At 40.5% G+C, this 19294-nt stretch carries 16 protein-coding genes and 3 tRNA genes; 6 read left to right on the top strand and 13 right to left on the bottom strand.

The annotated features are described in order from the left end of the window. The 3 genes from ABIS04_RS06600 to fabV all read left to right on the top strand — a co-directional run bounded on the left by ABIS04_RS06600 (position 1) and on the right by fabV (position 3082). A complete protein-coding gene (locus ABIS04_RS06600; protein WP_137221565.1) occupies positions 1-1008 on the top strand; it encodes an oligopeptide/dipeptide ABC transporter ATP-binding protein in 1008 nt (335 codons plus the stop codon). Continuing rightward, entirely contained in the window at positions 989-1774 is a 786-nt protein-coding gene (locus ABIS04_RS06595) for an ATP-binding cassette domain-containing protein (RefSeq protein ID WP_137221567.1), read from the top strand. Before ABIS04_RS06600 ends, ABIS04_RS06595 begins: the two co-directional genes overlap by 20 nt. 105 nt (positions 1775-1879) lie before the next feature. Continuing rightward, positions 1880-3082 (top strand): enoyl-ACP reductase FabV, encoded by a 1203-nt coding sequence (fabV, locus tag ABIS04_RS06590; RefSeq protein ID WP_350432955.1) that lies wholly within the window; start codon positions 1880-1882, stop codon positions 3080-3082. A 210-nt stretch (positions 3083-3292) separates the two neighbouring features. On the opposite strand, the gene ABIS04_RS06585 is transcribed toward fabV, so the two are convergent. The 11 genes from ABIS04_RS06585 to ABIS04_RS06535 all read right to left on the bottom strand — a co-directional run bounded on the left by ABIS04_RS06585 (position 3293) and on the right by ABIS04_RS06535 (position 14287). Then, on the bottom strand, positions 3293-4213 hold the full coding sequence (locus tag ABIS04_RS06585) for a GyrI-like domain-containing protein (protein WP_350432954.1): 921 nt from the start codon (positions 4211-4213) through the stop codon (positions 3293-3295). 123 nt (positions 4214-4336) lie between these two features. After that, positions 4337-4960, bottom strand: coding sequence for a pentapeptide repeat-containing protein (locus ABIS04_RS06580; RefSeq protein ID WP_350432953.1), 624 nt, complete (start codon positions 4958-4960; stop codon positions 4337-4339). A gap of 79 nt (positions 4961-5039) precedes the next feature. Then, the gene (locus ABIS04_RS06575; protein WP_140233807.1) at positions 5040-6917 is read right to left on the bottom strand and encodes a SurA N-terminal domain-containing protein; all 1878 of its coding nucleotides are present in this window, start codon (positions 6915-6917) and stop codon (positions 5040-5042) included. Between the two features lie 218 nt (positions 6918-7135). After that, positions 7136-7408, bottom strand: coding sequence for an HU family DNA-binding protein (locus ABIS04_RS06570; protein WP_137221577.1), 273 nt, complete (start codon positions 7406-7408; stop codon positions 7136-7138). 263 nt (positions 7409-7671) lie between these two features. After that, a complete protein-coding gene (gene lon / locus ABIS04_RS06565) occupies positions 7672-10023 on the bottom strand; it encodes an endopeptidase La (protein ID WP_137221579.1) in 2352 nt (783 codons plus the stop codon). 130 nt (positions 10024-10153) lie between these two features. Beyond that, on the bottom strand, positions 10154-11434 hold the full coding sequence (clpX, locus tag ABIS04_RS06560; RefSeq protein WP_137221581.1) for an ATP-dependent protease ATP-binding subunit ClpX: 1281 nt from the start codon (positions 11432-11434) through the stop codon (positions 10154-10156). Between the two features lie 129 nt (positions 11435-11563). Then, on the bottom strand, positions 11564-12175 hold the full coding sequence (gene clpP / locus ABIS04_RS06555; RefSeq protein WP_137221583.1) for an ATP-dependent Clp endopeptidase proteolytic subunit ClpP: 612 nt from the start codon (positions 12173-12175) through the stop codon (positions 11564-11566). 90 nt (positions 12176-12265) lie between these two features. Continuing rightward, positions 12266-13570 (bottom strand): trigger factor, encoded by a 1305-nt coding sequence (gene tig / locus ABIS04_RS06550; protein ID WP_137221585.1) that lies wholly within the window; start codon positions 13568-13570, stop codon positions 12266-12268. Positions 13571-13963: 393 nt separating this feature from the next. Further along, positions 13964-14039 (bottom strand) — tRNA-His (locus tag ABIS04_RS06545). An 8-nt stretch (positions 14040-14047) separates the two neighbouring features. Beyond that, positions 14048-14124, bottom strand: a tRNA-Arg gene (locus tag ABIS04_RS06540). Between the two features lie 86 nt (positions 14125-14210). Continuing rightward, positions 14211-14287, bottom strand: a tRNA-Pro gene (locus ABIS04_RS06535). A 291-nt stretch (positions 14288-14578) separates the two neighbouring features. On the opposite strand from ABIS04_RS06535, the gene folD reads away from it, so the two are divergent. Then, the gene (folD, locus tag ABIS04_RS06530; protein WP_350432952.1) at positions 14579-15433 is read left to right on the top strand and encodes a bifunctional methylenetetrahydrofolate dehydrogenase/methenyltetrahydrofolate cyclohydrolase FolD; all 855 of its coding nucleotides are present in this window, start codon (positions 14579-14581) and stop codon (positions 15431-15433) included. Between the two features lie 85 nt (positions 15434-15518). Here the strand turns inward: folD and cysS are convergent, their stop codons facing one another. Then, complete coding sequence (gene cysS / locus ABIS04_RS06525; RefSeq protein WP_350432951.1) at positions 15519-16901, bottom strand: cysteine--tRNA ligase; 1383 nt, start codon at positions 16899-16901, stop codon at positions 15519-15521. A gap of 141 nt (positions 16902-17042) precedes the next feature. Here cysS and ABIS04_RS06520 point away from each other — a divergent pair, with 141 nt between their 5' ends. Further along, positions 17043-17537 carry a peptidylprolyl isomerase gene (locus ABIS04_RS06520; protein WP_350432950.1) on the top strand — a complete coding sequence of 165 codons (495 nt, stop codon included), beginning with the start codon at positions 17043-17045 and terminating at the stop codon, positions 17535-17537. 2 nt (positions 17538-17539) lie between these two features. Then, positions 17540-18274: a UDP-2,3-diacylglucosamine diphosphatase gene (locus ABIS04_RS06515; RefSeq protein ID WP_350432949.1), complete on the top strand. Its 735-nt coding sequence runs from the start codon at positions 17540-17542 to the stop codon at positions 18272-18274. A 57-nt stretch (positions 18275-18331) separates the two neighbouring features. On the opposite strand, the gene ABIS04_RS06510 is transcribed toward ABIS04_RS06515, so the two are convergent. Further along, positions 18332-19099: a tRNA-(ms[2]io[6]A)-hydroxylase gene (locus ABIS04_RS06510; protein ID WP_137221595.1), complete on the bottom strand. Its 768-nt coding sequence runs from the start codon at positions 19097-19099 to the stop codon at positions 18332-18334. Positions 19100-19294 lie beyond the last annotated feature (195 nt).

Genomic DNA, 19294 nt, shown 5'->3' with positions numbered 1-19294 from the left:
ATGCCTTTACTCGATGTTCGTAATCTCACCATTGAATTAGATACACCTGAGGGCACGGTCAAAGTGCTTGAAAAAGTCAGTTTGACTATTAATCCAGGCGAAATTCATGGGCTTGTGGGTGAATCAGGCTCAGGACGAAGTCTATTTGCTAAAGCAATTTTAGGTGTTCTAGGCCCTAATTGGCATGTTATAGCCGACCGAATGATGTGGGATGGAAAAAATTTATTAGAAATGAGTGCTAAACAACGACGTTGTTTAATGGGCACCGAAATAGCGATGATTTTCCAAGATCCTTCCGGCAGTTTAGATCCAGTTAAAACCATTGGTAGTCAATTGATTGAAGCCCTAGTGACCAATAAAAATATTCCTTTTTGGCGCCGCGGACGAGATACTTATTTAAACTCGCTAAAATGGTTACATAAAGTCGGCATTAAAAAACCGAAACAATTAATGAAGCGTTTCCCGTGGGAATTGTCTGAAGGAGAATGTCAAAAAGTCATGATCGCCATGGCCGTTGCCAATCATCCTAAACTGCTCATTGCTGATGAACCAACCAATTCAATGGAGCTCAATACTCAAGCGCAAATTTTTAGATTATTATCCCAACTCAATCAATTACAAAATGTGTCTATTTTATTAGTTAGCCACGAGCTTGAAACCATGGTGCATTGGTGTGATAACTTAACGATTTTGTATAGCGGCCAGGTAATGGAGTCTGGACCGGTTAAACAAATAATAGCTATGCCGTACCATCCATATACACGGGCATTATTTAAAAATCTACCTGAACATACAGCAAAAATGCGTCATAAGGCTAAACTACCAACTCTGCCTGGTTCAGCTCCCTCTTTACAGCATTTACCTGCTGGTTGCCGACTCGGTCCTCGTTGTCCAGAGGCACAACGAAAATGCGTAAAACAGCCTAATCTTGAACATATTAAAGATCGCTATTTCGCCTGCCATTTCCCTTACAAAAGTGAGCAAGAAGATGACGACACCATTGCTTAAAGTTGACGGGTTAAGTAAACAATACTTAACCGGTTATAAGCACTTTAAACCACAATACTATGAAGCATTAGCGCCCATTTCATTTGAACTGGGTCAAGGTGAAACCATGGCTATTATAGGTTCGGTGAGTTCTGGTAAAAGCACCCTCGCCCGCATTTTAGTCGGTGCAGAACAACGAAGTGGTGGCGAAATATTCTTCGAAGGTGAAGCCTTAGATGCACGGAACTTAAAACAACGTTGTCGTTTAATTCGAATGATTTTTCAAGATCCAACCACCTCGCTTAATCCGCGATTGTCGATTGGCAACTTACTTAAAGAACCATTGAGATTTAATACCCAATTAAATTCACATGAACGAAAAGTATTAGTTATTGAGACCTTAAGAAAAGTCGGTTTATTACCCGAACATGCAGATTTTTATCCCCACATGATTTCCGAGGGACAAAAACAACGTGTAGCCGTTGCGCGAGCATTAATGCTTAATCCCAAAATCATTATTGCCGACGAAGCCCTAACGGCATTAGATCTATCGGTCCGTTCGCAAATAGTTAATCTATTATTAAAATTACAACAAGAAATGGGGCTATCGTATATTTTTGTGTCACATAACCTCAATATTGTCCGTCATGTCAGTGACAAAGTAATGGTTTTGCAAAATGGTCATGTGGTAGAAAAAACCACCACGGAAGCCTTATTTAATGCACCTCAACACGAATACACCCAGCGACTCATTCAAGAACAAAGTCAATTCATGCAAAAACGCTAAACTGCTCCAACCACTGCCATTTTGAGGGGTTTTTAGCAAAAATGAGTGCCATTTGACCGTCGAACTATTTATCCTAGAGCCAATGTTAAAGGAAGAAGCTTAAATATGATTATTAAACCTAAAATTCGTGGCTTTATTTGTACCACTACTCATCCTGTAGGCTGTGAAGCAAACGTAAAAGAACAAATCGAAGTCATTAAAGCCAAAGGCAAAATTGCTAATGGGCCTAAAAAAGTATTAGTTGTCGGGTCTTCAAGTGGTTATGGTCTTTCGTCACGTATCACTTCAGCATTTGGTAGCGACGCTGCTACCATCGGGGTGTTTTTCGAAAAACCGAGCTCTGAAACTAAGCCTGGTACCGCAGGTTGGTACAACACTGCTGCATTTGATAAATTTGCAAAAGCAGAAGGCTTGTATTCAAAAAGCATTAACTGTGATGCCTTTAGCCATCAAGCAAAACAAAAAGTCATTGAGTTGATCAAGCAAGATTTAGGTCAAATCGACATGGTGGTTTACTCACTGGCTTCTCCAGTACGTAAATTGCCAGACACTGGTGAAGTAATCCGTTCATCACTTAAGCCAATTGGTCAAACGTATACTGCCACGGCTGTTGATACTAACAAAAACACCATTATTGATACCTCTGTAGAGCCAGCTACTGAGCAAGAAATTGTTGATACCGTTACAGTAATGGGTGGCCAAGATTGGGAATTATGGATGAGTGCGCTAAGTGATGCTGGCGTATTAGCAGACAATTGCAAAACGGTTGCCTATAGCTACATTGGTACCGAATTGACTTGGCCTATTTATTGGCATGGCGCCTTAGGTAAAGCCAAAATGGATTTAGACCGTGCAGCCCACGCACTTGACGCCAAATTATCTGCTACTGGTGGTTCTGCTAATGTTGCGGTACTTAAAAGCGTAGTCACTCAAGCCAGTTCAGCTATTCCAGTAATGCCGTTGTATATCGCTATGGTGTTTAAGAAAATGCGCCAAGAAGGCTTACATGAAGGCTGTATTGAGCAAATTTATCGTTTGTTCAGTGAGCGTTTATATCGCGTTGATGGCCAAGCACCAGCCGTAGATGACGAAAACCGTTTACGCCTTGATGATTGGGAGCTTCGAGAAGAAATCCAACAACATTGTCGAGATTTATGGCCACTAGTGACCACCGAAAATTTAAGCGAACTCACTGACTACGATGAATACAAAGAAGAGTTTTTAAAACTGTTCGGTTTTGGTATTGATGGTATTGATTATGAAGCTGAAGTTGATCCTAGTGTGACATTTGATGTAATTGAGTTATAAGCTCAACTTCAACAAGTGTTGCAACGAAAAGCCATAATTTTCTAAATTATGGCTTTTTTATTAGCGTGCATCAAGATGTCATATGGCTAAGCAGAGATAAACAATCGTTTTATTACCTGATGTATTTCAGGACTAAATTCAACGATATTGTTTTTATAATACTCATTAATCTAACTCAATGATGAACACATCAAGGCTTACCTGCTTGTGTTAAACAATAGGTAAATAAATGAGCATATGTTGTGGATATACCGGTTGTATTGGCTCATGATTCGCAAACTCATTTTCACCAATATCGAATCGTTCTAAATACACCGGAAAATCTCTTAACGTCACATCGTTAGCATTAACCCAATCGCGATACAGATAGGTTATTACCGCCGCAATACCATTATTATCATCACCACTGTATTTAATCATCGCACATCGTCCTTGAGGGATTGATTTGAACTTAATCTGACTCAACTCTGACGCTAAAGGGTTCAACTTGGCTTGTGTTTCGGTATTTAACGATACACCTATATCGATTCGATATTGCGTTTTAACAGATAACTCAGGGGTTGAGTAAAGCAGGTTAAAGGTTCTACAGCTATTAGGAGATAAGCCATGCTGTCGACGCCAATCAATAAACAGCCCAATGGTTTGAGGTAATAAAGCCGGATCACCGAGATGCTCCATCACCGCTAATGTTTGCTCATCAAACGATACGACCTCAACCGAGTAAGATGGCTTATTTTGCTGACTAACGTCTGCTTGAAATGATTTAAGCGGTTGCTGCTTAGCGAAAAAATTGCCCCAATCAGGCGCTTGCTGAAACGATTCAGGGCTTTGACCAATACTGCGAGTAAACGACTCGATAAAGTGCTGCTCATTACAATACCCCAATTTAGCCGCTATAGTGACCAGAGAAACTTGCTGACCAAACCCTAATAAATGGGCAGCTTCTAGGCTTTTTAGCAGTTCAACGTAAGCATCAATAGACATATGGTACAGCGCAATAAACAATGGGTCGAAATGACATCGCGGGATTTGGGCAATATCGGCCAACGCTTGTAGCTCAAAAGGTTCATTTAAGTGTTGATCTAAATAGGCTAACGCACGCTCAAATGCCTGATCAAGTCTGTGGCTCATGCCCTCTCCTTTTGGATAAAATGGTCACAACTGATTATTTAGCATAACTAATGTAAATTAACGTGTTGTTTGTATACATGCAATAAAACGGATTTTTTTATTAAAAAAGTATAACTATGTACGCTAGTCGACCAATTGAATATCCAAGCCCTCTAACAAACTCATGGCTTCAAACCGGCTGAATATGGCTTGCTTAACGTTATTAGTGGTAATATCAATTTGATAATTCAACGCATCTGTAAAATTTGCCTCCGTTAGATTGGTATGACTAAATTGGCTTAAATTAAAATCGGTCAAACGAAAATCTGCTTTGCTTAAATTAGCTTCTCTAAAGTCGACATCATGGGCACGACAGTCAATAAGTGAAATCTCGGGTAAATGCAGTGAATAAAAATTACTGCCATTGAGCAAACATCGTTCGAACTTAATCGTGGTTTGAGTCATAAATTGCGGCCACTGAGCTTTAGTCCAATCAATACCTATGGCTTTACTGTCGCTAAACATAACATCATCAAACTCTGTGGCAACCACTGAGAGTACGCTTAAATTACATTGGCTAAAAACACACTCAATAAAATGACAATGATAGAAATCACTTTGACTAAAATCACATTGGGTAAAATGGCAGCGTTCGAAAGTAATATGTTTGAACTGTAAAGCCACGCCCTTGATCGATTCGAATAAATCATCGCTGTAGTGTGATAACACAAACAATTCACTAGATTGATGTTTTGCTATATGACTCATATCTCATATCCCTTACAAACAAAAAGACCTAGACGTGAGCCTAGGTCTTTTTTGTATTTCATCTGCTGCGACGACTTAATTAGTCGGCAACTGGATACTCAATTTCAGCATCAGCTTTAAGTGAGGCAACCACGGCACGATAATCAGCTTCGCTGTATTGAGGTGCGATACGTTGTTTAAGCGTATTAATTAAGTTGTCATTAATGCCTTCAGCTTTATTGACTTTATCAACCACAATAACCGCATAACCTGTCGCTAATGCTGCAGTGTCAATAGTGACATTATTTTCAGCAGGAGCAGCGATTTTGAATGCTTTATTGGTGATAGCTTGATCGATATCCTGATTAAAGCGACCTAATTTAGTTAAGGTTGTTAATGAGGCACCGGTTAAGGTGTTATTGCCTGCTTTTAACTGCGCCATATATTCGGCAGCTTTATCGCGAGCACCTTCATTAGCTTTGTCTTGCTTCAAACGCTCAACAATACCTGCTTTTACATCAGCAAAACTTAAGGTACCGGCAGTTTGATGACTTTTCAAGCGAATAACCACAACATGGTTTGGTGCAAGTTCAATCACATCACTATTCAAACCGCTGGCTAAAACCTGATCAGAAAATGCTGCTTTGATGAACTCAGGATTATTAAACTGAGCTGGTACGTCATCACGAGAAAACAACTCTGTTGTTTGCACTTTAGCATTAACGGCTTGCGCAGTTTCAGCTAATGTATCTGGGATTTCGTAACTGGTATCGGCTAATTTAGTTTGTAAACCATAGAACACATCAAGGGCTTTCTTTTCTTGCAACTGAGCAACAATTTTTGCTTTCACATCTTCAAAAGCAGTTGCTTGGCTGGCTTGTAAATCAAGCAGCTTGATAATGTGGTAACCAAAGTCACTTTTAACAATTGATGATACTTGATCTTTTTGCAAACCAAAAAGAGCCTCATCAAAGGCAGGGTCCATTACGCCTTGTTCAAACCAATCTAACTTACCGCCTTGCTGAGCACTGAGTTTATCGTCAGAATCAGTTTTTGCCACTTCAGCAAAGTCTTCACCCGCTGTTAACTTGGCTTCTATGGCGTCAGCTTTGGCTTTATCAGCGCTGTCGTCGTCAGTTGCTGCAACAAAAATATGTGCAGCAAGACGTTTTTCAGCAGTTTGATATTGTGCTTTGTTATCGTTGTAATACGCGAGCACTTCTTCAGCAGAAGTTTCGCTATTTTTCGCCATGTCAGCAACATTTAATTCAACATACTCTAGACTGACTTTTTCAGGGCTCATGTACTGCGATAAGTTAGCGTCGTAATAGGTTTTAGCTTCTTCATCTGACACCGACACGCTTGACAAGAAAGGTGTTGAGTCGACAACTAAATAACGAATATCTCGAGTTTGACCTTGAACTTCTGCAAGCTGCTTAGCTTCACCATCGAGAACAAACTCACTGCCTACAAGGGCATTTAATAACTGACGACGCGTCATATCAACACGCATCATGTTTCTAAAGCTTGTGGTTTGGTAACCTAACTGACGCAAAACGGCTAAATAACGTTCATTATCAAATTGACCATCAGTTTGAAACGCTGTCTCTTGGAGAATAGCTTGTTTAATTTGATCATCAGATACACGCAAGCCCAACTTATTGGCCGCTTGATCAATGAGTTTATCAGCAATTAAGCGATCTAATACGCCTTGCTTAATGCCATTCATGTAAGTTTCGTCAGCCGCTAATGTTGCAAACATTTCGCCTAGCTGTTGCTCAATACGTGAGCGTTCATTTTGAAAAGCCTGCTCTAAGTCGTTGGCACCAATTTCATCACCATTAACAACTGCGGCAGGAACACCTGTGTTTGAGCCTAAATAACTGCTCACACCGGCAAAAGCAAAAGAAAGTATCACAAGTACTAGAATTGTTTTAGCAACAATCCCCTGTGAACCTTCACGAATTTTTTCTAACATCTGAATTCTCGCTTGTTGCGATTAATAAAATAAAAAGGCGCATCACCTTGTGAATGCGCCTTATTGTAAATTATATGGAGTTATCAGACGCTACCACGGGTAAAACCCAATACTCCCAATATGTGCTATGCAATGCATAACAATATTGCTTTTCGTAAAAAGCACCGCCTAAGCAGTGCTTATTTTACGAATGCCTTACAAAGGCACGTTGTTAATAATTAATTAACAGCGTCTTTTAACGATTTGCCAGCTTTGAACGCAGGAATGTTCGCAGCAGCAATTTTAATTTCTTGACCCGTTTGTGGGTTACGGCCAGTACGTTCAGCACGTTGACGCACTTCAAATGTACCAAAACCAACTAGAGAAATTTTATCGCCATCTTTAAGACCTTCAGTAACCGCAGCGATAAAAGAATCTAGTGCGCGACCTGCAGCCGCTTTAGAAATATCAGCACCAGATGCGATTTTCTCGATTAGTTCAGATTTGTTCATGTCATCCCCTTGAATGTTATTGTCGCGCCGCAACCTAATCCGTGTTTAGAGCGGTCTGCGGAGGCTTTATGTTAAAAAGTCTGATAACGCACCAAACTTAGTATGAAAACCAAAAAAATGATATTGGATACAGCTCAGTGTCAGATGCCCCAAGGGCTTGGTGCGTCTGACTCTCCACAGACCTAGGCTACCACAGGTCAGCGTTTTGTTAAGCCCCTTTTTTCACTTTTTTTATGCTCTACAGCAAATTTTTAACTAACAAGCTACTTTTTAACCACTTCAAAGCCTTCAACTGGTCGTTCAAGCGCCAATTTTAGCACTTCATCGATCCAGCGAACCGGGTGAATGGTTAAGTCAGCAATCACATTTTCGGGAATTTCTTCCAAATCACGTTCATTTTCTTTAGGAATTAACACATGTTTAATTCCACCACGATGGGCTGCTAATAGCTTTTCTTTCAAACCACCAATCGGCAAAACTTCACCACGAAGCGTAATTTCACCGGTCATAGCAACATCACTGCGTACTGGATTACCGGTTAAACTAGACACTAACGCGGTACACATTGCTGCACCCGCAGATGGACCATCTTTTGGTGTCGCACCTTCTGGTACATGCACATGAATATCACGCTTTTCATAAAAATCATTATTAATACCAAGATTTTCTGCGCGAGCTCGTACCACTGTCATTGCCGCTTGAATCGACTCTTTCATCACATCGCCCAGCGAACCGGTATAAGTTAATTTACCTTTGCCTGCAACTGAAGTAGCTTCGATTGTTAATAAATCACCACCGACCTGAGTCCATGCCAGACCGGTTACTTGGCCGATTTGGTTGTTCGATTCAGCTTTACCAAAATCAAAACGTTGGACACCTAGGAATGACTTTAAGTTATCCTGGTTAACCTCAACAACTTTAACCGTTTTATCGAGTAAAATATGCTTAACCACTTTACGGCAAATCTTCGATAATTCACGCTCTAATGAACGCACACCTGCTTCACGAGTGTAATAACGAATAATCCCTAAAATAGCGCTGTCATCAACCTTGATTTCTTTTGCTTTAAGGCCGTTACGTTCAATTTGCTTATTCAATAAATGTTGTTTTGCAATATTAAGCTTTTCATCTTCGGTATAACCCGCTAAACGAATCACTTCCATACGGTCAAGTAAAGGGCCAGGAATATCCATTGAGTTTGACGTAGCAACAAACATGACATCAGATAAGTCGTAATCGACTTCGAGATAATGATCGTTAAACGTTGCATTCTGTTCTGGATCGAGCACTTCTAATAATGCTGACGATGGATCGCCGCGCATATCTGAGCTCATCTTATCGATTTCATCGAGTAAGAATAATGGGTTTTTCACACCCACTTTAGCCATTTTCTGAATGACTTTACCTGGCATTGAACCAATATAAGTACGGCGATGACCACGAATTTCCGCTTCATCACGAACTCCACCTAATGCAACGCGTACATATTTACGCCCAGTAGCTCTAGCAATAGATTGACCCAGTGAGGTTTTACCCACACCTGGAGGTCCAACTAGACACAAGATAGGTCCTTTAAGTTGTTTAACACGACTTTGAACGGCTAAATACTCAAGGATACGTTCTTTGACTTTTTCAAGCCCATAATGATCGGCATCAAGTACTTCTTGCGCCTTAGCTAAGTCACGCTTAATTTTAGAGCGTTGTTTCCAAGGTACTGAAGTCATCCAATCTACGTAACTACGAACAACGGTAGCTTCAGCAGACATTGGCGACATCATTTTGAGCTTATTTAACTCAGCAGAGGCTTTCTCTTTTGCATCACTTGGCATGCCAGCTTCTTCAATCTTACGCGCCAGCACTTCAAATTCGTCATGAGTTTCGTCAATATCGCCTAATTCTTTTTGAATAGCCTTCATTTGCTCATTCAAATAATATTCGCGCTGACTTTTTTCCATCTGCTTTTTAACGCGAGTACGGATACGTTTTTCAACTTGTAACAAGTCGATTTCCGATTCCATCATCGCCATTAAATATTCAAGACGCTCGCCGACATTTATCATCTCAAGTACAGATTGCTTATCTTCTAGCTTCAATGGCATATGTGCGGCCATGGTGTCAGCTAAACGAGCCGCTTCATCAATACCAGAAAGTGAAGTTAACACCTCAGGCGGAATTTTTTTATTCAGCTTGATGTAACCTTCAAACTGGCCAATCGCGCTGCGAACTAACACTTCTTCCTCTTTGTCACTTAATTGTTCTGACTCGAGGTATTCGGCTGTTGCAACGAAGAATTCTTCTTCTTGAGTGTACTTTTTGATTTTGGCTCGTTGACCGCCTTCAACCAATACTTTCACAGTGCCGTCAGGTAACTTCAGTAGTTGTAAAATAGAGGCTACTGTACCAATATCAAAAATATCGTCCTTAGTTGGTTCATCAAGATCTGCATCTCTTTGGGCAACCAATAAAATTTGCTTGTCTTGTTCCATTGCCGATTCTAGGCAACGAATGGATTTTTCCCGTCCTACGAATAGCGGAATTACCATATGTGGGTAAACTACCACATCTCGCAGTGGTAATACGGGGAGTTCGATATGCGCTTCACGCTCTTGGGTCATGGCTCGATTCCGTTTAATGAAAAGACTTAATACTGATTATATTGGGGTGATGTTATCAGTTTCAATGGCTAATACGAAAAAAGGAGTCCAATGGACTCCTTATTTTTCAATTTACTTATTATCAGCGTAATTATTGCTCGCCAGACGCTTTCTGAGTCTCTGTATTTTCGTAAATCAAAATAGGAGCTGATTCACCTTTTACAACAGATTCATCAACAACAGCTTTAATCACACCTTGTTTCGATGGAATATCGTACATAGTATCAAGCAAAATGCTTTCAACAATAGAACGTAATCCACGCGCACCGGTTTTACGAGACATGGCTTTTTGCGCAATGGCTTGCAATGCATCATCACGGAATTCAAGTTCGACATTTTCCATCTCAAATAACGCACTATATTGTTTAGTTAGCGCATTTTTAGGTTCAGATAGAATTTGTACTAATGCAGCTTCATCTAACTCGGTTAGTGTTGCAACAACAGGTAAACGACCAATAAATTCAGGAATTAAACCAAACTTCACTAAATCACCAGGCTCTACTTGGCTCAGGATCTGTGAAATTGTCGCTTTATCTGCTTCACCTTTTACTTCCGCACCAAAACCAATTCCCGTACCAGTGTGTGCACGTTGTTCAATGACTTTTTCAAGCCCTGCAAACGCACCACCACAGATAAACAGAATTTTAGAGGTATCCACTTGCAAGAATTCTTGTTGTGGATGCTTACGTCCGCCTTGTGGAGGAACAGAAGCCACGGTGCCTTCAATTAACTTAAGCAACGCTTGCTGCACACCTTCGCCCGAAACATCACGAGTAATAGAAGGGTTATCTGATTTACGGCTAATTTTGTCAATTTCATCAATATAGACGATGCCACGTTCGGCTTTCTCGACGTCGTAATCACACTTTTGCAGTAGCTTCTGAATGATATTTTCTACATCTTCACCCACATAACCTGCTTCAGTTAATGTCGTTGCATCTGCCATGGCAAATGGAACGTTAAGTGAACGAGCGAGTGTTTCAGCCAATAATGTTTTACCGCTACCGGTTGGGCCTAATAGTAAAATGTTACTTTTACCTAGCTCTACACCATCTTTAATTGCGCCATTACGTAAACGCTTATAATGATTGTATACCGCTACAGCTAACACTTTTTTAGCTTGATCCTGACCAATCACGTAGTCATCAAGATGATTGCGTAACTCATGCGGTGTCGGCAATTTGTCTTCATCACGTTTAGGCGAAATCTCTTTGATCTCTTCACGGATGATGTCATTACATAGCTCAACACATTCATCACATACATAAACTGATGGACCAGCAATGAGTTTTCTGACTTCATGCTGACTTTTTCCGCAAAAAGAGCAGTACAGCAATTTGCCGCTGTCACCGTTATTTTTGTTATCGCCCATTATTCTACCTCTGTTTACAACTTAGGCTAAACCTAAGCTCTGCTTGTAGATACTTATCATAACCACATTGATGACGGAACGTCTTTAAATACAGAATACCTGAAAGTATCTAGAAAATCAGCAACCAGTTTAACCGCGACTCGTTAGTAATGAATCAACAATACCATATTCAACAGCTTGAGTAGCACTCATGAAGTTATCACGATCGGTATCACGTTCAATAATATCTAGCGGTTGACCAGTATGCTCGGCTAACATTTCGTTTAATTTATTCTTAATGCCTAGAATTTCCTGTGCATGAATAGCAATGTCTGATGCTTGGCCTTGGAAACCACCTAATGGCTGATGGATCATCACACGTGAGTTAGGTAAACAATGACGCTTACCTTTAGCACCACCGGCTAGTAAGAATGCGCCCATACTTGCTGCTTGGCCCATACATACCGTACTCACATTTGGTTTAATGAACTGCATGGTGTCATAAATAGCCATACCCGCAGTCACTGAACCACCAGGTGAGTTAATGTATAAATAAATATCTTTGTCAGGGCTTTCTGACTCAAGGAATAATAATTGAGCGACAATAAGGTTCGCCATGTGTTCTTCTACTTGACCAACTAAAAAGATAACTCGCTCTTTTAATAGACGTGAGTAAATATCATATGAACGTTCACCTTTCGCTGTTTGTTCAACAACCATAGGTACAAGAGCATTGAGTACTGATTCTGGTGCTTTATGCATTATTCATTTCCCTAAAATAAAAATGGCCCGCATGAGGAACCTCATACGAGCCATTATAAATGGCGAACGCCTTGTTAAGTCAAGCTTAGCTTACGCTTGTCCTGTAGCCTTGTTCATAAATTCTTCAAAAGCGACGTCTTTAACGGTTACTTTTGCAGATTTTAACAATGCTTCAACAGCTTGCTCTTCAAGCGCTACATTGCGCATGTTTTGCATGAGTTCTTTATTTGAGTTGTAGTATGAAACAACTTCAGATGGATCTTCATACGCTGAAGCCATAGATTCGATCAGTGCATTAACACGATCATCTTCAGCTTTTAATTCGTTAATCTTAATCACTTCGCCTAATAGCAAACCGATTTTAACACGACGCTCAGCTTGTTCAGTGAAAAGTTCAGCCGGAAGTTCTGGCATATTTTCAGTTTGACCACCAAAACGCTGCATTGCTTGTTGACGAAGTACATTCACTTCACCATCTGCAAGCGCTTTAGGAATAGCAATTTCGTTCGCAGCAAGTAAACCAGTAATAACCTGCTCTTTCACATTCGCTTTTAGCGCTTGTTCTAATTCACGAGTCATATTCTTGCGGATTTCAGCTTTAAGTGCATCTAAGCCACCTTCAGCAATACCAAACAAAGAAGCAAACTCGTCATTGACTTCAGGTAAGCTAGCCGCTTGAACTTCAGTCAAAGTAATAACAAACTTAGCCGCTTTACCTTTCAAGTTTTCAGCATGGTAATCTTCAGGGAAAGACACTTCGATTTCGAATTCGTCACCTGTTTTATGCCCTACAATACCCGTTTCAAAACCAGGGATCATACGGTTGCTACCTAATTGAAGTTCGAAATCGTCAGCTTTTCCGCCTTCAAATTCTTCGCCGTCGATAGAACCAATAAAGTTCATTTTCACTTTATCGCCATCGGCAGCTTCACGCTCAACAACGGCATAAGTAGCATGCTGCTTACGTAACGTTTCAATCATAACGTCAACATCAGCGTCATTTACGTCAGCTTTTGGCTGTTCAACGGTAATGCTGTCTAAACCAGTTAATACAACTTCTGGGTAAATTTCAAAAGTAGCAACGAATTCGAAGTTGTCACCATCTGTACTACCCGGAGTAAATACTGGTGCGCCAGCTGGGTTTAACTTTTCAGCCACAATTGCTTCAATAAAGTTACGTTGCATCACTTCACCAGTGATGTCTTGACGAATGGCTTTACCATAACGTTTGTTTATTTCAGTAATAGGTACTTTACCTGGACGAAAACCAGGAAGACGAGCACGCTTAGCTTCGCGTAATACATTGTCTTTAACCAATTTCTCAATTTGCTCAGCAGGTACAGAAATGGTTAGGCGACGTTCTAGGCCTTGAGTTGTTTCAACAGAAACTTGCATTGTTTTACCTCGAAATATGTCTAACGTTCTTTGTAATAGTCGACAACTCAACCATTAGATATTCGTTTCTTGACCATGTTTTTAGCTAGGGCACTCAACACAGCAATATTATTCATACTGAAAACACTGTTGGTACAGGTAGCTCATTTTGGATATTTATCAAGACGCGACATTATAGCTACCGTTTTTAACAGAGTCGAGCCTGAAAAGGACGATTTACGTGATAAACAAGCCGACTTATGCACAATTAAGGTGTGTTTGCACGTTTAATGTGCGAAATGAAATTTTTATTTACGCTTGAGATGCTTAATAGCAAAAGAATTGTCGTGACTTAAAAGCAGCAGCAAAGCACTTAGAGGGGTTGTATGAGATAATTTGATTTAATCAGAAAAATGGGGTGACTGATGGGGCTCGAACCCACGACAACCGGAATCACAATCCGGGACTCTACCAACTGAGCTACAATCACCACTGAAATGGTGCACCCGGCAGGATTCGAACCTGCGACCACCCGCTTAGAAGGCGGGTGCTCTATCCAACTGAGCTACGGGCGCATGGTTACAGCTTGAAGCCGTATCCTGTCTGGCTGAACAATCTTACTTGTTCTATTATTCACTACTATAGCAAATAATATTTAATTTGGTCGGTGATAGAGGATTCGAACCTCTGACCCTCTCGTCCCAAACGAGATGCGCTACCGGGCTGCGCTAATCACCGAAAATATTGCTTCGTATTCGAGTCATTTATTATCTTTACACAATAACAAGGTTGTCTCGAGAACGGAGCGCATATTAACGAGTCACCTTGCTACCGTCAACGATTTTTTTAACCCTTAATGCTATATGCCGAATTTAGCAGCAAAAACGATGATTAGCATCATAGCGAGAATAGTTTATTCACTGTATTTTCCTCGTCTAGCAAATGACACTCTTCAATACGCCTGTTAGAATAAGCACCGTTCGCTAATTGACTTCAACACCCGCGTCACTCAAAGGAAACTCTACAGCCATGACTGCTCAAATTATTGACGGTAAAGCCATTGCACAATCTATCCGCACTACACTTAAGCAAAAAGTAGCATTACGAAGACAAGCAGGATTTCGTGCGCCAGGTCTTGCCGTTATTTTAGTGGGCAGCGATGCCGCATCTCAAGTTTATGTTGGCAGTAAGCGTAAAGCTTGTGAGGAAGTCGGTTTTGAGTCTGAATCTTTTGATCTTGACGCCAGCGCAACTGAAGCAGAACTGTTAGCTCTAATTGACAAGTGTAATGATAATCCAAGCATTGATGGGATTTTAGTTCAACTGCCTCTGCCTGAACATATTGATGATTCAAAAGTTATTGAGCGTATACGTCCGGATAAAGACGTTGATGGCTTTCATCCATATAATGTCGGCCGTTTAGCCCAACGTATTCCTGTACTTCGCGCTTGTACGCCTATGGGCATTATGACGTTAATAAAATCAACTGGTATTGATACATATGGCTTAGATGCGACGGTAGTTGGCGCATCAAATATTGTCGGTCGTCCAATGACGCTAGAATTATTATTAGCAGGTTGTACAACAACGACCTGTCACCGCTTTACTAAAAACTTAGAACAAAAAGTGCGTCAAGCTGATTTATTAGTCGTCGCGGTAGGTAAACCAGGCTTTATTCCTGGTGAGTGGATAAAGCCTGGCGCAATTGTTATTGATGTTGGTATCAATCGCTTAGACAATGGCAGTTTAGTGGGTGATGTTGAATTTAACGTTGCCGCAGAAAAGGCGGCCTTTATTACTCCTGTACCTGGTGGCGTTGGCCCGATGACCATTGCAAGCTTATTAGAGAACACGCTATATGCATGCGAGCAATATCATAGTTAACTTAAATCACAGCTAAAAAATAGTTTCTATCCAACAACAAAAAAGCCTGCAAATGCAGGCTTTTTTAGTTAATGAACGAATTACATTACTTTTTACGCCATGTTGTGCCGCTAGGGCCGCCATCTTCTAACACAACCCCTAACGCGTTTAAGCGATCGCGAGCGACATCCGCAGCTGGCCAATCTTTTTCAGTACGGGCACGGTTACGTTCAACGATAAGCGCTTCAATTTCTGCCACTTCATCGTCACTGCCCTCACCTTTAAAGAAAGCTTCTGGCGTTTGGCTGATAAGGCCTAGCACATCTGCTAATTGCTTCAAACTGACACCTAATGCCGATGCTGCAGCCATATCGGTTACTTTAAGACGATTAATTTCACGAACCATCTCAAATAATACCGAATAGGCTTCAGGTGTATTAAAGTCGTCATCCATTGCGGATCTAAACTTGGCCACAAAGGTTTCAGCAGGCGCTGCTTTTACGCTTAAATCTAAATCTTTAAGTGCTGTGTATAAACGCTCTAATGCCGCACGAGCTTGCTTTAAATTATCTTCAGAATAATTTAACTGGCTACGATAATGACCGGATAATAAGAAGTAACGTACGGTTTCAGAATCATAATGTTTGAGCACATCACGAATGGTAAAAAAGTTGTCTAATGATTTAGACATTTTTTCACGATCAACCATTACCATTCCGGTGTGAATCCAATAATTCACATATGGGGTATCGTGAGCACAACAAGACTGAGCAATTTCATTTTCATGATGTGGAAACTGCAAATCAGAGCCGCCACCATGGATATCAAAATGTACCCCAAGGTGCTTACCGTTCATGGCTGAACATTCTATATGCCACCCTGGACGCCCCGGACCCCAAGGTGATTCCCAAGTTGGTTCACCCGGTTTAGACATTTTCCAAAGCACAAAATCCATTGGATTGTGTTTAGCATTGTCTATTTCTACTCGAGCACCAGCTTGAAGTTGATCAAGATTTTGGCCTGATAACTGCCCATATTCAGGAAATGATGCAACACTGAATAATACATCACCATTGCTGGCAACATAAGCATGGTCGCGCTCAAGTAAACGCTGAACCATATCGATAATTTCTTCCATATGCAGCGTTGCTCGTGGCTCGAAATCAGGTCGTTTCATATTTAAGGCATCAAAATCTTGGTGCATTTCGCCAATTAAACGTTCAGTGAGTGACTCGCAAGATTCATTATTTTCAGCAGCACGTTTGATAATTTTGTCATCAACATCGGTAATATTTCGCTGAAAATTAACCTCATAGCCTATGTAGCGTAAATAGCGCACTATCATGTCAAACGAAACAAAGGTACGACCGTGACCAATATGACATAAATCGTAAATCGTCACACCACAGACGTACATTCCGATTTTACCAGGATTGATTGGTATAAATTCTTGTTTCTCACGGCTCATACTATTGTAAATCTTTAACATCGATTGTTCTCTTTTACACTAATTTATAACGGGAATATTACTTGAGATTCTAGCATGATGTCACCTGTTTTGAACACCGCACTTTAAGCGGCACTTAAGATACGTTAGAATCGCACAAATTATTCTTTCAAGTGAGATAACATGATTACTTTACATACCAATTTGGGCGATATTACTTTACAACTAAATGAAGAAAAAGCGCCTATTACCGCCGCTAACTTTATGCAGTATGTTGAAGATGGCTTTTTTGACGGTACAATCTTTCACCGTGTTATTGACGGTTTTATGATCCAAGGTGGTGGTTTCACTGAAGATATGAGCCAAAAAAGTGTAAAAGCATCAATTAAAAACGAAGCTAATAATGGTTTATCTAACCGTAAAGGCACTGTTGCCATGGCGCGCACATCAGATCCACATTCAGCTACAGCACAATTCTTTGTTAATGTTAATGACAATACTTTCCTTGATTTTAAATCAGAAACATCTCAAGGCTGGGGTTACTGTGTATTTGGTGAAGTTGTTGAAGGTTTAGACATTATTGAAAAAATCAAAAATGTTGCAACCGGTAATAATGGTATGCATCAAGATGTGCCATTAGAGGCTATTGTGATCGAAAGCGTTAGCGTTAAAGCGTAATAGTGAAAAGAACTGTCTTTGTGGGCGATTTACATTTAAGTGCTGATCGCCCCGATATCACTCAAGCCTTTGTGCATTTTCTAAGCCATGGTTTAGACGATGCTGAGGCGCTTTATATCATCGGCGACCTATTCGAAGTATGGATGGGTGATGATATTGCCGAACCCTTTAGCATTGCTATCTCAGAGGCCATTAAAATAGTCTCCAACACCATGCCCGTTTACTTTATTCATGGTAACCGTGATTTTATGGTCGGCAAACAATTTTGCCTACAAGCAGGTATGCAAGTGCTACCAGAGGTGTATTGTATCGACTTGTACGGTGTTAATACCGTGATTTTGCATGGTGATAGCCTTTGCACCCTTGACCTTGCTTATCAGCGATTCAGGCGCTTTAGAAGTTTAGGACTTGTACGTTGGGTTTACTCCCACTTACCCAAAAAGACCCGCTTAAACATTGCCGCAAAAATTCGTCAAAAAAGTGTCCAAGGCAATCAACAAAAACACTATGAGATTATGGATGTTGAACCTAGTGCGGTAACCGAACTTTTAGCCAGTACTGACTGTCAGCGAATGATCCATGGCCATACTCACCGGCCTGCCATTCATCAATTAAGCCATCAACAACAGCGAGTAGTCGTGGGTGATTGGTATACACAAGGTAGCGTATTAAACGTTAGCGAAAACGGTTGTGAGCTTTTACAACTGCCCTTCCTAGACACAAACTGCACCCATTAAACCATGTCTAGCTATACGTCATAAGCAAAGTATAAGTTCGGAGGTTAACTCACCGAGCTATACTGCTGGTACACCGCTATGGAAACGAAATTCGCCATCTACGGACAAAATCAATTCCCTTTCCTTTTCACGAAAATAATCAATTCGCTCACTTATATCGGTGCCCGCAACATTCTGAGCAAGGGTTAAATAATCTTGATAATGCCGTGCCTCTGAGCGAAGTAATGAAATGTAAAATTTAGCGAGTTCATCATCTAAGTGCGGTGCGATCTTGGCAAACCGTTCGCATGATCGAGCTTCAATAAATGCTCCTATAATCAATTTATCAATAATGGTTGCAGGTTCGTGAGTTCGTACATGAGTCATTAATTGCTTGGCATAACGGCCGGCACGAATATTACTGTAGTCAATACCACGTGATGTCATGATTTGCAGCACTTGTTCAAAATGATGAAACTCTTCTTTGACCAGTCGCACCATCTTATTCATTAAATCAGTACTTATGACTAAATTATTACTGACGACTAATTCGTTGGTAATATCATTTTTTTTAATATCACGGGCCAAAAATGCTGCCACATTACGATCTTGCTGATAAACAAAATCTTCGTAAGGCTTTGCCCAATCTTTTAATAAGTTTGCGCTCGTTTTATCAATCGCATATTTACGGATCATAAAAATAGCTGTTTGCGCAGCTTTTAGTTCGCAGTTGCAGTGATCAATGAGTAATGCGTTAAGTTGCTCAGACTGCTTTGCCTGCTCAACCCAACTATTAGGGGTTTCACAACCTAGGAAATCATAAATAGGAACGAGTAATTGCTGCATCAAATAAATAATCCTCTCAAAATTCTTGGACTATCTTACCTACAGAGTCTTCTTTTCTGAAGTTAAAAACATAATACAACTTGACGAATGTCTATTTATGTTCAATAAATAAGCCAAGCATCTAAATTTAACGATTTTGTAACAGGTGCTATCGATCACCTTAAATGATGATTCTAAATTGGGATAGAGTCATAA

The organism is Shewanella sp. H8 (assembly GCF_040285065.1).
GTDB classification, from domain to species: domain Bacteria; phylum Pseudomonadota; class Gammaproteobacteria; order Enterobacterales; family Shewanellaceae; genus Shewanella; species Shewanella polaris.
The sequence above is the reverse complement of the archived record's forward strand: the minus strand, read 5'-3'. Positions and strand labels throughout refer to the sequence as shown.